Consider the following 14,936-nt stretch of genomic DNA (forward strand, 5'->3'; position numbering starts at 1 on the left):
GAAACATCTGGGCGGTTAGGGTTACGCGTGATCTCCAAGGTGCTGGTAGCCAATCGTGGCGAGATAGCGATCCGTGCGTTCCGTGCTGCATACGAGATGGGCATCGCCACGGTGGCGGTGTATCCGTATGAGGATCGGAATTCACTGCATCGCCTGAAGGCAGACGAGTCGTACCAGATCGGCGACGTCGGTCATCCGGTGCGGGCCTATCTGTCGGTGGACGAGATCATTCGGGTGGCCAAGCATGCCGGCGCCGATGCGGTGTATCCCGGCTACGGCTTCCTGTCGGAGAACCCCGAGCTCGCCGCGGCATGCGCCGAGGCGGGCATCACGTTCGTCGGCCCGTCGGCCGAGGTGCTTGAGCTGACGGGCAACAAGTCGCGTGCGATCGCTGCGGCGCGGGCGGCGGGCCTGCCGGTGTTGGCGTCGTCCGAGCCGTCGTCGTCGGTCGAGGATTTGGTGGCGGCCTCGGCCGGCATGGAGTTCCCGCTGTTCGTCAAGGCGGTATCGGGTGGCGGCGGGCGCGGCATGCGCCGGGTCACCGACCGCGAGGCGTTGGCGGAGGCGATCGAGGCGGCTTCGCGCGAGGCCGAGTCGGCGTTCGGCGACGCGTCGGTGTATCTGGAGCAGGCGGTGCTCAATCCCCGCCACATCGAGGTACAGATCCTGGCCGACGGGCAGGGCAATGTGATGCACCTGTTCGAGCGCGACTGCAGTGTGCAGCGGCGCCATCAAAAGGTCATCGAGCTCGCGCCCGCACCCAACCTGCCCGAGGAACTGCGCGCCAAGATCTGTGCCGACGCGGTGGCGTTCGCGCGCCAGATCGGTTACTCGTGTGCGGGCACCGTCGAGTTCCTGCTCGACGAGCGCGGCCATCACGTCTTCATCGAATGCAACCCGCGCATCCAGGTCGAACACACGGTGACCGAGGAGATCACCGACGTCGATCTGGTGGGTTCGCAGTTGCGTATCGCGGCCGGCGAGACGCTGGCCGACCTCGGCCTGAGCCAGGAGCGGTTGGTGTTGCGTGGCGCGGCGATGCAGTGCCGCATCACCACCGAGGACCCCGCGAACGGTTTCCGCCCGGACACCGGCCGCATCACGGCATACCGGTCGCCGGGCGGGGCGGGCATCCGGCTCGACGGTGGGTCGAACCTGGGCGCCGAGATCAGCGCGCATTTCGATTCGATGCTGGTGAAGCTGACGTGCCGGGGCCGGGACTTCTCGGCGGCGGCATCGCGGGCGCGCCGGGCGTTGGCCGAGTTCCGTATTCGCGGTGTGTCGACGAACATCCCGTTCCTGCAGGCCGTGATCGACGATCCGGATTTCCGGGCGGGTCGGGTCACGACGTCGTTCATCGACGACCGGCCGCACCTGCTGACCTCGCGCGAGCCCGCCGATCGCGGCACCAAGATCTTGAACTATCTGGCCGATGTCACGGTGAACAAGCCGAACGGGGAGCGGCCCTCGGCGGTGTATCCGCAAGACAAGCTGCCGGTCATCGATCTGGAGGCGCCGCCCGCGGCGGGCTCCAAGCAGCGCCTGGTCGAGCTGGGGCCGGAGGGGTTCGCTCGCTGGATGCGTGACAACCCGGCGGTGGGGGTCACCGACACGACGTTCCGCGACGCCCATCAGTCGTTGCTGGCGACGCGGTTGCGGTCGACGGGTCTGCTCAAGGTGGCGCCGTACGTTTCGCGGATGATGCCGGAGTTGCTGTCGATCGAGTGCTGGGGCGGGGCGACTTACGATGTGGCGCTTCGCTTTTTGAAGGAAGACCCGTGGGAGCGGCTGGCCGCGCTGCGCGAGGCGGTGCCCAACATCTGTCTGCAGATGCTGCTGCGGGGCCGCAACACCGTCGGCTACACGCCTTACCCGGAGATCGTGACGTCGGCATTCGTCGAGGAGGCGACGGCCACGGGCATCGACATCTTCCGGATCTTCGATGCGCTCAACAACGTGGATTCGATGCGTCCGGCGATCGATGCGGTGCGCAACACCGGCACCGCGATCGCCGAGGTCGCGATGTCCTACACCGGTGATCTGAGCAACCCGGCCGAAAACCTCTACACCCTGGACTACTACCTGCGGCTTGCCGATCAGATCGTGGAGGCGGGCGCGCATGTGCTCGCGATCAAGGACATGGCCGGGCTGTTGCGGCCGCACGCCGCCCACACGTTGGTGAGCGCGCTGCGCAGCCGGTTCGATCTGCCGGTGCACGTGCACACCCATGACACGCCGGGCGGGCAGTTGGCCACGTATCTGGCGGCCTGGCAGGCCGGGGCGTCGGCGGTCGACGGCGCGGCGGCGCCGTTGGCGGGCACCACGAGCCAGCCGGCGTTGTCCTCGATCGTGGCGGCTGCGGCGCACACCGACCGTGACACCGGGCTGGACCTGGGTGCCGTGTGCGAGCTCGAGCCGTATTGGGAGGCGCTACGAAAGGTGTACGCGCCGTTCGAGTCTGGGCTGCCCGCCCCGACCGGCCGGGTGTACTCCCATGAGATCCCGGGCGGTCAGCTGAGCAATCTGCGCCAGCAGGCGATCGCCCTCGGGTTGGGGGACCGGTTCGAAGACATCGAGAACGCGTACGCCGCGGCCGACCGGATCCTGGGCCGGCTGGTCAAGGTCACGCCGTCGAGCAAGGTGGTCGGCGACCTCGCGCTGTCGTTGGTGGGCGCGGGGATCAGCGCCGAGGAGTTCGCCGCCGACCCGGCGCGCTTCGACATCCCCGACAGCGTCATCGGCTTCCTGCGTGGCGAGTTGGGTGATCCGCCGGGCGGCTGGCCGGAACCGTTGCGCACCAAGGCTCTTGAGGGCCGCGGCCCGGCGAAGCCGACCGAGGAGCTGTCGGCCGAGGACGAGGCGCTGCTGGCGGCGCCCGGGGTCAAGCGGCAGGCCGCGCTCAACCGGCTGCTGTTCCCCGGCCCGACCAAGGAGTTCGAGGCACACCGCGAAACCTACGGCGACACTTCGTCGTTGAGCGCCAACCAGTTCTTCTACGGGCTGCGCCACGGTGAGGAACACCGTGTCGCGCTGGAACGCGGTGTGGAGCTGCTGATCGGTCTGGAAGCCATCTCGGATGCCGACGAGCGCGGCATGCGCACGGTGATGTGCATCCTCAACGGCCAATTGAGGCCGGTGCTGGTGCGCGACCGCGGCATCGCCAGTGAGATCCCGGCCGCCGAGAAGGCCGACCGGAACAATCCTGACCACGTCGCGGCACCGTTCGCCGGGGTCGTCACGGTCAACGTGGCCGCCGGTGACACCGTCGAGGCGGGCGCGACGATCGCCACGATCGAGGCCATGAAGATGGAAGCCGCGATCACCGCGCCCAAGGCAGGCACCGTCGACCGTGTCGCCGTGTCAGCGACCGCACAGGTCGAGGGCGGAGACCTCCTGGTGGTCGTGCGCTGACCCGGATCATCGCCGGGGCCCTCGGTGGTCGCCGAATCGCGGTGCCGCGCAGCGGGACACGGCCCACGTCGGATCGTGTGCGCGAGGCCGTGTTCAACGCGCTGACGGCGCGCGTGGATTTCACTGGGCTGGCAGTGCTCGACCTGTACGCGGGCTCGGGAGCGCTTGGCCTGGAAGCGCTTTCGCGTGGCGCGGCCTCGGCACTGTTCGTCGAGGCCGATCAGCGGGCGGCGGCCGTCATCGCCAAGAACATCGCGGCATTGGGCGTGACTGGTGCGACGGTGCGGCGGGGGACCGTCGCGTCGCTGCTCGCGGCCGGTACCGATCGGCCCGTCGACCTGGTGCTGGCCGATCCGCCGTATGACGTCGAGGCCGCTGCCGTCGATGCGATGGTCACCGCACTGGCCGACGGTGGATGGGTCGGCGAGGGAGCGGTGGTGATGGTCGAACGGCGTGCGACAAGTGATCCGGTCGCCTGGCCGGACGGCTGGACCGCGCTGAGCGCACGTCGATACGGCGACACCCGTGTCGAGCTCGCCGAGGTGGGGTAGCCCCCGCCGCGTGGCGACCCTGTACCGTCGTCACCCATGAGCGGCGCGGTGTGCCCAGGATCCTTCGACCCGGTGACCCTCGGGCATATCGACATTTTCGAACGCGCGGCCGCGCAATTCGACGAGGTCGTGGTGGCGGTTCTGGTGAACCCCAACAAGAAAGGCATGTTCGACCTCGACGAGCGGATGGCGATGATCGTCGAGTCGACGGCCCACCTGCCGAACCTCCGGGTGGAGTCCGGTCAGGGTCTGGTGGTCGACTTCGTGAAGTCGCGCGGACTCACCGCGATCGTCAAGGGCCTGCGCACGGGTACCGACTTCGAATACGAGCTGCAGATGGCTCAGATGAACAAGCATGTGGCAGGCGTGGACACGTTCTTCGTCGCCACCACACCGCAGTATTCGTTCGTGTCGTCCTCGCTCGCCAAGGAGGTCGCCTCGCTCGGCGGCGACGTTTCGGCACTGCTACCCGAGCCCGTCAACGTCCGGCTCCGGGCAAAACTGAACGGTTAGCGCACACCGGTAAGCGGGTAATCAGCGAGCGGCGCACAGCCCATGGCGCCCACTCGTCCAAGCCCGATTCCCGGAGGTGGCCACCGTGTCCAACACATTCGTCCAATCCACCGACGACGTCGTCAAGTTTCTCCGCGACCAGCACAACCTGATCAAGGATCTGTTCGAAGAGGTGTTCTCCGCCTCGACCGACGAGGCGCGCGAGAAGGCCTTCATCGAATTGCGTCAGCTACTGGCGGTCCACGAGACCGCCGAGGAGATGGTGGTGCACCCGCGGGTCCGGCGTGAGGTTGCCGACGGCGAAGAGATCGTCGAGGCCCGGCTCCACGAGGAGCACGCCGCCAAGGAGCAGTTGTCCAAGCTCGAGAGCATGGACATCGGCTCCGAGGAGTTCATCACCGAGCTCACGAAATTCCGTGAGGCCGTCATCGATCACGCGGACCACGAGGAGCAGGAAGAGTTCAACAAGCTCCAGCGCAAGCTCGACGCCGACGACCTGGAGCGCATGGCCAAGGCTGTGCAAGCGGCCGAGGCCATCGCACCGACGCGGCCGCACGCCGGTGTCGAGTCGGCTACCGCGAACTTCGCCATCGGTCCGTTCGCGTCGATGCTCGACCGCGCTCGCGACCTGATCGGTGCCGCGCTGCGGTAACTCATAGCTGTTCGGCGCCCCGGCGGTCACCCGGCGGGGCGCCGACGCATGTGTCCCATTGCCATAATGGCGTCGAGGCGAATGTGCTGGGTGTGGCCGTGCGAGCGACACACCGCCAGTGCTCCACAGTCACAGGCGTAACACCAGGCACACTAGTCACTAACAACGACGCCTGGAGGGTTTTGCCGTGTACCGAGTTTTTGAAGCGCTCGACGAGCTCGGCGCGATCGTCGAAGAAGCGCGCGGTGTGCCGATGACCGCGGGTTGTGTGGTGCCCCGCGGTGACGTGCTCGAGCTCATCGACGACATCAAGGACGCCATCCCCGGCGAACTCGACGACGCGCAGGATGTCCTCGACGCGCGCGATTCGCTGCTTCGGGAAGCCAAGGAGCATTCCGAGTCGGTGATGTCCAAGGTCAACGCCGATGCCGACGGCATGATCAACCACGCCAGGGCCGAAGCCGATCGGTTGCTGGCCGATGCGAAAGCACAGGCTGACCGGATGGTTGCCGAGGCGCGCCAGCACAGCGAGCGCATGGTGGTCGAGGCGCGTGAGGAAGCTGCCCGGATGTCGGCGGCAGCAAAGCGCGAATATGAGGCGAGCACCGGCCGGGCCAAGGCCGAGGCCGACCGTCTCATCGAGAACGGCAACATCTCCTATGAGAAGGCCATCCAAGAGGGCATCAAGGAGCAGCAGCGCTTGGTGTCCCAAACGGAGATCGTCGCGACCGCCAATGCCGAGGCCACCCGCGTCATCGACGCCGCGCACGCCGAAGCGGACCGGCTGCGCGGTGAATGCGACATCTATGTCGACAGCAAACTTGCCGAGTTCGAGGAGTTCCTCAACGGAACGCTGCGCTCGGTGGGCCGAGGCCGTCATCAGCTACGCACCGCCGCGGGTACGCACGACTACGCGACTCGCTGACGGCCCCGTCAGCCATAACGCGTCGTCGTTCGCTGAAGCGTCGCCGTAGGATTGCTGCATGGCGACGCATGCGAGCGCGGGAAGGCACCGCGAGTCACGATCGCCGCTGGTGATCAGTGTTTCCCGACTGGGCCGGCGGCCGGGATCGATGCTGACTCACCGCGAGACGGTGCCAAGCCCCGCACGAATCGGTCTGGAACTGGTCGGAATCGAGGCCGGTGCCCCGCTCGATCTCGACCTTCGGCTGGAGTCGGTGTCGGAGGGCGTGCTGGTCACCGGAACGGTGTCGGCGCCGACGGTCGGGGAATGTTCGCGCTGCCTGACCCCGATCACCGGTGACGTCGAGATCGATCTCACCGAGCTCTTCGCCTACCCCGACAGTGCGACCGATGAGACGACTGAGTCCGACGAGGTCGGGCGGGTCGTCGATGACACCGTCGACCTGGAGCAGGCGATCGTCGACGCGGTGGGATTGGCGTTGCCGTTCGCGCCGCTGTGCCGGCCGGATTGCGCCGGGCTGTGCTCGGAGTGCGGCATCGCGCTGGCCGACGCCGAACCCGGGCATCACCACGAACGGATCGATCCGCGCTGGGCCAAGCTCGCGGCGATGCGGCCGGCCGACGAGGATCCCAGCGGGAGCGGCGAGTGACGGATTCGCACGCGGCGCTGCTCGCGGCGCTGGGGGTCGCGCTGCCCGAAGAGCTGCTGACCATCGCGCTCACCCATCGCAGCTATTCCTACGAGAACGGTGGTCTACCCACCAACGAGCGCCTGGAGTTCCTCGGCGACGCGGTCCTCGGGCTCACCATCACCGAGGAGCTCTACCACCGCCACCCCGACCGATCCGAAGGCGATCTGGCCAAGCTGCGCGCGAGCATCGTCAACACCCAGGCGCTCGCCGATGTCGGCCGCGGGCTCAGCGACGGTGGGCTCGGTGCGCACCTGTTCCTGGGCAAAGGCGAGGAGAACTCGGGTGGCGCCGACAAGTCGAGCATCCTTGCCGACGGTGTCGAATCTCTGCTCGGCGCAATCTATCTGGAGCACGGTCTGGAGGTCGCCCGCGAGGTCATCCTCCGGCTCTTCGGTGAGCTGCTGGACACGGCGCCGACGCTCGGGGCCGGGCTGGACTGGAAGAGCAGCCTGCAGGAGCTGACCGCGGCCCGCGGGCTCGGCGCGCCGTCCTATGTGGTGACGTCGACCGGCCCGGACCACGACAAGGAGTTCTCGGCGACGGTGGTGGTCGGTTCGGTCGAATACGGCAGGGGCGTCGGGCGGACGAAGAAGGAAGCCGAACTCAAGGCGGCCGCCAACGCCTGGCACGCGCTCGACGATGCCTGAGCTGCCCGAGGTAGAGGTCGTCCGGCGGGGGCTGCAGGAGCACGTCGCCGGCCGATCGATAACCGCTGTGCGAGTGCATCATCCACGCGCCGTTCGTCGCCACGATGCCGGGCCCGCCGACCTGACCGCACGGCTGTTGGATGCTCGCATCACCGGAACCGGTCGCCGGGGCAAGTACCTGTGGTTGACGCTCGACGAGACCGAAGCGCTTGTGGTGCATCTCGGGATGAGCGGCCAGATGCTGCTCGGCCCCATCCGCGACGACCGGCATCTTCGCATCGCCGCGGTACTCGACGACGGCACCGCACTGAGTTTCGTCGACCAGCGCACGTTCGGCGGCTGGCAACTGGCCGACATGGTCACCGTCGACGGCACCGATGTACCGCAACCGGTGGCGCACCTGGCCCGGGATCCGCTCGATCCGCTGTTCGACCGGGAACGTGTCGTCACGGTGTTGCGCCACAAGCATTCTGAGATCAAGCGGCAACTGCTCGACCAGACCGTGGTGTCGGGCATCGGCAACATCTACGCCGACGAGGCGCTATGGCGGTCGAAGATCAACGGCGCCAAGATCGCCGCGTCTCTGCCGCGCCGCCGCCTCGGCGAGCTGCTCGACGCGTCGGCCGAGGTGATGCGGGAAGCCCTCGGTCAGGGCGGCACGTCGTTCGATTCGCTCTACGTCAACGTCAACGGCGAATCCGGCTACTTCGAGCGGTCATTGGACGCCTACGGCCGCGAAGGCGAACCGTGCCGGCGGTGCGGCGCGGTGATGCGCCGCGAGAAGTTCATGAACCGGTCGTCGTTCTACTGCCCGAAATGCCAGCCCCGCCCGCGGGTGGTGACGCGGTAGTCGGTCAGGGCAATCCCGCGATGTCGGCCAGATTGGGCGAATCCGTCATGCAGATCTTCCAATCGCCGCTCTCTTTGCGGAAATGCATTGTGCCCGAGCCGCTGTCGCTTTCGACCTTGGCCGTGGCGGTATCGCCGTCGACCTTGATGTCGCCGATGGTCGCGGACTCGTCCGGCTTCTCCATCGGAAGACTGTTGATGTCCGGCGGTTCGATGCCGAGGTCTTCGAGAACGGAGAAGTTGAACAGCTCCTGATCGCCCGAGCAGAAGTACTGGTCGAGTGCGGCCGAGAAGTCCTCGGTCGAGCCGACGTCCTTCAGCAGCTGCCCGATGGCCCGTTCGTCGCTGGACGGCATCACCATCGCGATCACGACGCCGACGATCACCACGAGCGCCACGACCGCCGCCACCACACCGCCGATGATCAGGCCCTTGCGATTGCCGCCCGACGGCTGTGGCTGCGGATACGGATAACCCGGCTGCGGCGCGCCGTAACCATACGGCTGTTGCGGTGCGCCATATGGCTGCTGCGGCGCGCCGTACTGCTGCCCGTACGGCTGCTGCGGCGCGCCGTACTGCGGCTGCTGCCCGTAAGGCTGGCCGGGCGCCCCGTACTGCGGTGCACCGTATGGCGGCTGCGCCCCGTACTCAGGCGCACCGTATTGCTGCTCACCGTACGGCGATGGTTGCTGCGGCGGCTGCCACGGGCCATCGGGGCCGGGCGGCGGCGAGGCGGGCGGGTTGTTCGGGGGGTAAGTCACTGTGCTCCTTGACGGATGGCGGTACGCCAGTCTATCCCCAGCACGTGGGCCGGGGGTGGCCGAGAAACCGCGCGCCGGAGCCGTGATGTGGGGACCTTGCTGGGGGAATACCGGTTCGCCGCGGAGTGTAGAAATACCCCATGACCGAACTTTGGGTTGAGCGCACCGGCGTGCGCCGCTATACCGGGCACAGCTCGCGGGGTGCTGAGGTGCTCGTCGGCAGTGAGGACGTTGACGGCGTGTTCACGCCGGGCGAGCTCATGAAGATCGCGCTTGCGGCCTGCAGCGGGATGTCAAGCGACCAGCCGCTGCGCCGGCGCCTCGGCGACGACTATCCGGCGACGATCCGTGTGTCCGGTCCGGCCGACCGCGAACAGGAGCGTTATCCGCTGCTGGAGGAAAAGCTCGAGATCGATCTGTCGGGCCTGTCCGAGGCCGATGTGGCCCGGCTGCTCACGGTCGTCGAACGTGCCATCGACCAGGTGTGCACGGTGGGACGCACGCTCAAGTCGGGCACCGAGGTCAAGTTCGAGGTCACGCCCACATGACCGGTCCGGAACCCGCAAACCCCGAGGTGCGGCTGAGCGCCTGGGTGCATGGACATGTCCAGGGCGTCGGGTTCCGGTGGTGGACGAGATCACGGGCGCTGGAACTCGGGCTCACCGGGTTTGCCTCGAACCGGCCGGACGGCCGGGTGCATGTGGTGGCCCAGGGTCCGCGCGACGCGTGCGAGCGTCTGCTTGACCTGCTGCAGAGTGGGGAAACCCCAGGTGCGGTGGACAAGGTCGTCGCCGATTGGTCCGAACCCGACGCCCCGATGGCGGGGTTTGGCGAACGGTAGCCGGCTCGGCGGTAGGGTTTGACCCCGTGCACCTCAAGAGTCTGACGCTGAAGGGCTTCAAGTCCTTCGCCTCGCCGACGACTCTGCGTTTCGAGCCCGGCATCACCTGCGTCGTCGGCCCCAACGGGTCGGGTAAATCCAACGTCGTCGACGCCCTGACCTGGGTGATGGGTGAGCAGGGCGCCAAGACGCTGCGCGGCGGAAAAATGGAGGACGTGATCTTCGCCGGGACCTCGTCCCGGGCGCCGTTGGGCCGCGCCGAGGTCACGCTGACCATCGACAACTCGGACAACGCACTGCCCATCGAGTACTCCGAGGTGTCGATCACCCGCCGGATGTTCCGTGACGGGGCAGGCGAATACGAGATCAACGGCAGCAGCTGCCGGTTGATGGACGTGCAGGAGCTGCTGAGCGACTCGGGCATCGGCCGGGAAATGCATGTCATCGTCGGGCAGGGCAAGCTCGCCGAGATCCTGGAGTCGCGCCCCGAGGACCGGCGGGCGTTCATCGAAGAGGCCGCCGGGGTGCTCAAGCACCGCAAACGCAAGGAAAAGGCGGTCCGCAAGCTCGACTCGATGGCGGCCAACCTCGCCCGGCTCACCGACCTGACCACCGAACTGCGGCGCCAGCTCAAACCGCTGGGCCGACAAGCCGAGATGGCCCGCCGGGCCCAGACCATCCAGGCCGATCTGCGCGACGCGCGTCTGCGCCTGGCCGCCGACGATCTGGTGCGAAGACAGGTCGAGTTCCACAACACCAATCAGGCCGAGACGATGCTGCGGCGCGAGCACGAAGAGGTCGCTGCGCGCCTGCAGACCGCGACGGCCGAGCTCGAAGCCCACGAGAGTGCGGTGGCCGAGCTGACGGCACGCGCCGAAGCCGCACAGCAGACCTGGTTCCGAGCGTCGGCACTCGCCGAACGCGTCAGCGCGACGGTGCGCATCGCCACCGACCGGGCGCAGCTGCTCGATTCCGAACCCGAGGCGTCGAGCGGGCGCGATCCCGACGCCTTGGAGGCCGAGGCCGACGAGGTCGCCGAGCTCGAGATGGAACTGCTCGGTGAACTGGAGGAGTCACGCATCGCGCTGGAGACCGCCCGCGCCGAATTGGCCGAGCGGGAACGGGTCGCGGCCGAGGCCGAGCGGGCACATCTTGCCGCCGCGCGCGCGGAGGCTGACCGACGCGAGGGCCTGGCCCGGCTTGCCGGCCAGGTCGACACCATGCGCACGCGCGTGGAGTCCATCGACGAGGGTGTGCTGCGGCTGTCGGTCAGCATCGAGGAAGCCGCCGCGAAATCCCAACAGGCCCAAGCGGAATTCGAGACGGTGGAAAGCCGGGTCGGTGAACTCGACGCCGGTGAGGTAGGTCTCGACGAGCACCATGACCGCTCGGTGGCCGCGTTGCGGCTCGCCGACGAACGGGTCGCCGAACTCCAGGCGGCCGAGCGCGCCGCCGAGCGTCAGGTCGCGTCGTTGCGGGCCCGTATCGAGGCACTGTCGGTAAGCCTGGACCGCCGGGACGGCGCCGCGTGGCTGCAAAAAAACCACACGGGCGCAGGGCTTTTCGGCACCATCGGCGATTTCTTGAAGGTGCGCCCCGGCTACGAAGTGGCGGTAGCCGCGGTGCTCGGTGCGGCCGCCGACGCGCTGGCCGCAGAGAACTTCGGGGCCGCGGCCTCGGCTGTCGCCGCACTCAAGGAATCCGACGGTGGCCGCGCGGCCATCGTCCTTGGTGACTGGCGTACCGACGGATCGTCGTCGCCCGCGGTCCCGCTGCCGGACGGCGCGATCTGGGCCACCGAGCTCGTCTCGGTTCCGGATCGGTTGCGCGGTGCGGTCACCGCGATGCTGGCCGGGGTCGCGGTGGTGCGCGACATGCCCGCGGGGCTGCACCTGGTGTCCACGCGGCCCGAGCTGCGCGCGGTGACCACCGAAGGCGATCTGGTGGGCCCCGGCTGGGTCAGCGGTGGTTCCGACCGCAAGCCCAGCACACTGGAGATCGCCTCCGAGATCGACAAGGCCCGTGCCGAACTCGAAGCCGCCGAGAAGCAGACCGACGAGCTGGGTGCGGCGTTGGCGGGCGCGCTGGCCGAACAATCGGCCCGACAGGATGCCGCCGAGCAAGCGCTGGCCGCGCTCAACGAATCCGATGCCGCGATCTCGGCGATCTACGAACAACTGGGCCGGCTCGGCCATGAGGCGCGCGGCGCCGAGAACGAATGGCAGCGCCTGATCAAGCAGCGCGACGAGCTCGAGGTCGGCCGCACCAAGACCGTCGAGGAACTCGTCGAACTCGAGAACCGGCTGCGAAATGCCGAGCAGGCGCCGCTCTTCGAAGCCGAGCCGGTCGACCGGCAGGAGTCGGTGGCCGCAGCCGAGGCGGCCCGCTCGGTCGAGGTGGAGGCCCGCTTGGCCGTCCGTACCGCCGAGGAGCGGGCGAATGCCGTTCGGGGACGGGCGGATTCGTTGCGGCGGGCGGCGGCCTCCGAACGGGAGGCGCGCCTGCGGGCACAGCGTGCGCGCGAGGCGCGCGAGCACGCCGCGCGGGTGGGTGCTGCCGTCGCAGAATCGGGACGCGTTGTGGCGCAACGGCTGAGCGCCGTCGTTGCGGTGGCGGCCCGTACCCGTGACGAACTCGCCACCGAACGCCAGGTCCGGGTCGCAGCGCTGGCCAAGGCGCGCGAGGAGACGACGGAACTCGGCTCCCGCATCAATGCCCTGACCGATGCGCTGCACCGCGACGAGATGGCCAAAGCCCAAGCGTCGCTGCGTATCGAGCAGTTGGAAGCCCAGGTGCTCGAGCAGTTCGGGATGCCCGCCGCGGACCTGATCGCCGAGTACGGGCCGCAGGTGCCGCTGCCGCCAACCGAACTCGAGATGGCCGAGTACGAACAGGCACGGGAGCGCGGCGAGCAGGTCACCGCACCCGCGCCGATGCCGTTCGACCGGCCGACGCAGGAGCGGCGCGCCAAGCGGGCCGAACGGGAACTCGCCGAGCTCGGCCGGGTCAATCCGCTCGCGCTCGAAGAGTTCGCCGCATTGGAGGAGCGGTACAACTTCCTGTCGACCCAGCTCGAGGACGTCAAGGCCGCCCGGACCGACCTGCTCGATGTGATCGCCGAAGTCGACGCCCGCATCCTGCAGGTGTTCGCCGAGGCGTACGCCGATGTGGAGCGCGAGTTCGAGCAGGTCTTCTCGACGCTGTTCCCCGGCGGCGAAGGCCGGCTGCTGCTGACCGATCCCAGCGACATGCTCACCACCGGCATCGAGGTCGAGGCCCGGCCGCCGGGCAAGAAGATCAAGCGGCTCTCGCTGCTGTCCGGTGGCGAGAAGTCGCTGACCGCGGTGGCGATGCTCGTCGCGATCTTCCGCGCCCGCCCGTCGCCGTTCTACGTCATGGACGAGGTCGAGGCGGCCCTCGACGACGTCAACCTGCGCCGTCTCATCAGCCTGTTCGAACAGTTGCGGGAGCGGTCACAGCTGATCGTCATCACCCACCAGAAGCCGACGATGGAAGTCGCCGACGCGCTCTACGGCGTGACCATGCGCGGCGACGGCATCACGACGGTGATCTCACAGCGCATGCGCGGCCAGGAACTGGTCTCCAACCCGGGCTGAGGCCGCGCGTGAGGGCGTGCCGTCGCCGATCAACGGCCCTGAGACAATGGCAGCGTGACTGATGGTGCGTTGATAGGTCTGTGGATCGCGATCGCGGTCGTCGCTGTGCTGCTGATCGTTGCCCTGGTCGTCGGCCTGGTGCGTTATCGGCGGCGGCGGGTCAGCCTGTCCGAACCCGACAAACCGGCCTCCATCGACCGCTCAGGCGGCTATACGGCGTCGTCGGGCATCACCTTCAGTCAGTCGACGACCCCGACCGTCGAACGCATCGACACGAGCGGGCTACCCGCCGTCGGCGACGACGCGACCATCCCTCGTGACGCGCCCAAGCGGCCGATCGCCGACGTCCAGCTGCCTGACGCTCCGGTAGCGCCGCCCGCCGAACCGCAGGCCCCTCCGGCGCCCGCCGAGCCGACCGCTCCTGCTGAGCCGCAAGCACCTGCCGAACCCGCGCCAACCGAGGCGCCGGTCGACGAGGCCGCCCCGTCCGTCATCGAGGACATCGCGCCGCCCGAGGGCCGGCTCGACCGGCTGCGCGGCAGGCTCTCCAAATCCCAGAACGCGCTCGGCCGCAGCATGCTCGGCCTGCTCGGCGGCGGCGACCTCGACGAGGACTCGTGGGAAGCGGTCGAGGACACCCTGCTGATCGCCGATCTCGGACCGGTGGTGACGCAGTCCGTCGTGGCTTCGCTGCGGGCCAAGATGGCCAGCAAGGGCGTACGGAATGAGGCCGATGCCCGCGCGGTGCTGCGCGAAGTGCTCATGTCGGAGCTGCGGCCCGAGCTGGACCGCTCGATCAAGGCCCTGCCGCATGCCGACAAACCGTCGGTGCTGTTGGTGGTCGGCGTCAACGGAACCGGCAAGACGACGACCGTCGGGAAACTCGCCCGCGTCCTGGTCGCCGATGGCAGGCGGGTGGTGCTCGGCGCCGCCGACACCTTCCGCGCAGCCGCGGCCGACCAACTCCAGACCTGGGCGGCCAGGGTCGGCGCGGACGTGGTGCGCGGTCCCGAGGGCGCCGACCCCGCGTCCGTCGCGTTCGACGCCGTCGACGAAGGCATCTCCGAAGGTGCCGATGTCGTCGTCATCGACACCGCGGGCCGGTTGCACACCAAGACCGGCCTGATGGACGAACTCGGCAAGGTCAAGCGGGTGGTCGAGAAGCGTGCCGCCGTCGACGAGGTGCTGCTGGTGCTCGACGCGACGATCGGTCAGAACAGCCTGCCGCAGGCCAAGGTTTTCGCCGAGGTCGTCGACATCACCGGCGTGGTGCTGACCAAGCTCGACGGCACGGCCAAGGGCGGCATCGTATTCCGCGTGCAACAGGAACTCGGTGTGCCCGTCAAGCTCGTGGGCCTCGGCGAAGGACCCGACGATCTGGCGCCGTTCGAGCCGGGGGCATTCGTCGACGCGCTCCTCGGATAGCTGCTCGAAACTGCGGTTTACACCTGCGGGTTTCGGTGCATCGGGCGTGGTGA

13 protein-coding genes are annotated in these 14,936 nt (G+C 68.3%); 12 read left to right on the forward strand and 1 reads right to left on the reverse strand.

What is annotated here, in order from left to right:
• Positions 1-27: 27 nt before the first annotated feature.
• The 8 genes from AWC31_RS17195 (at position 28) to mutM (ending at position 8,240) form a co-directional block, all read left to right on the forward strand.
• Entirely contained in the window at positions 28-3,411 is a 3,384-nt protein-coding gene (locus tag AWC31_RS17195; protein WP_085145301.1) for a pyruvate carboxylase, read from the forward strand.
• Complete coding sequence (rsmD, locus tag AWC31_RS17200) at positions 3,408-3,962, forward strand: 16S rRNA (guanine(966)-N(2))-methyltransferase RsmD (protein ID WP_085145302.1); 555 nt, start codon at positions 3,408-3,410, stop codon at positions 3,960-3,962. Before AWC31_RS17195 ends, rsmD begins: the two co-directional genes overlap by 4 nt.
• 36 nt (positions 3,963-3,998) lie before the next feature.
• On the forward strand, positions 3,999-4,475 hold the full coding sequence (gene coaD / locus AWC31_RS17205; RefSeq protein WP_067854153.1) for a pantetheine-phosphate adenylyltransferase: 477 nt from the start codon (positions 3,999-4,001) through the stop codon (positions 4,473-4,475).
• An 85-nt stretch (positions 4,476-4,560) separates the two neighbouring features.
• A complete protein-coding gene (locus AWC31_RS17210; protein ID WP_085145504.1) occupies positions 4,561-5,127 on the forward strand; it encodes a hemerythrin domain-containing protein in 567 nt (188 codons plus the stop codon).
• Between the two features lie 187 nt (positions 5,128-5,314).
• Positions 5,315-6,052 (forward strand): cell division protein SepIVA, encoded by a 738-nt coding sequence (gene sepIVA / locus AWC31_RS17215; protein ID WP_067854155.1) that lies wholly within the window; start codon positions 5,315-5,317, stop codon positions 6,050-6,052.
• 58 nt (positions 6,053-6,110) lie between these two features.
• Positions 6,111-6,701 carry a YceD family protein gene (locus tag AWC31_RS17220; RefSeq protein ID WP_085145303.1) on the forward strand — a complete coding sequence of 197 codons (591 nt, stop codon included), beginning with the start codon at positions 6,111-6,113 and terminating at the stop codon, positions 6,699-6,701.
• A complete protein-coding gene (rnc, locus tag AWC31_RS17225; protein ID WP_067854160.1) occupies positions 6,698-7,390 on the forward strand; it encodes a ribonuclease III in 693 nt (230 codons plus the stop codon). The genes AWC31_RS17220 and rnc overlap by 4 nt, the downstream gene beginning before the upstream one ends.
• Positions 7,383-8,240: a bifunctional DNA-formamidopyrimidine glycosylase/DNA-(apurinic or apyrimidinic site) lyase gene (gene mutM, locus AWC31_RS17230; protein ID WP_085145304.1), complete on the forward strand. Its 858-nt coding sequence runs from the start codon at positions 7,383-7,385 to the stop codon at positions 8,238-8,240. The genes rnc and mutM overlap by 8 nt, the downstream gene beginning before the upstream one ends.
• A 4-nt stretch (positions 8,241-8,244) precedes the next feature.
• Here mutM and AWC31_RS17235 read toward each other — a convergent pair whose 3' ends face one another.
• Entirely contained in the window at positions 8,245-9,000 is a 756-nt protein-coding gene (locus tag AWC31_RS17235) for an Rv0361 family membrane protein (protein ID WP_085145305.1), read from the reverse strand.
• Positions 9,001-9,140: 140 nt separating this feature from the next.
• Between AWC31_RS17235 and AWC31_RS17240 the strand changes: the two genes are divergently transcribed.
• Genes AWC31_RS17240 through ftsY form a run of 4 tightly spaced genes read left to right on the forward strand, consistent with a single transcriptional unit; the run spans position 9,141 to position 14,883 of the window.
• Positions 9,141-9,548 carry an OsmC family protein gene (locus AWC31_RS17240; RefSeq protein ID WP_067854169.1) on the forward strand — a complete coding sequence of 136 codons (408 nt, stop codon included), beginning with the start codon at positions 9,141-9,143 and terminating at the stop codon, positions 9,546-9,548.
• On the forward strand, positions 9,545-9,841 hold the full coding sequence (locus AWC31_RS17245; protein WP_085145306.1) for an acylphosphatase: 297 nt from the start codon (positions 9,545-9,547) through the stop codon (positions 9,839-9,841). Before AWC31_RS17240 ends, AWC31_RS17245 begins: the two co-directional genes overlap by 4 nt.
• A gap of 26 nt (positions 9,842-9,867) precedes the next feature.
• Complete coding sequence (smc, locus tag AWC31_RS17250; protein ID WP_085145307.1) at positions 9,868-13,458, forward strand: chromosome segregation protein SMC; 3,591 nt, start codon at positions 9,868-9,870, stop codon at positions 13,456-13,458.
• Positions 13,459-13,512: 54 nt separating this feature from the next.
• Positions 13,513-14,883 (forward strand): signal recognition particle-docking protein FtsY, encoded by a 1,371-nt coding sequence (gene ftsY / locus AWC31_RS17255; RefSeq protein WP_085145308.1) that lies wholly within the window; start codon positions 13,513-13,515, stop codon positions 14,881-14,883.
• The last annotated feature ends 53 nt before the right edge of the window (positions 14,884-14,936 follow it).

This window comes from Mycolicibacterium wolinskyi (assembly GCF_002101965.1).
Lineage (GTDB): Bacteria > Actinomycetota > Actinomycetes > Mycobacteriales > Mycobacteriaceae > Mycobacterium > Mycobacterium wolinskyi.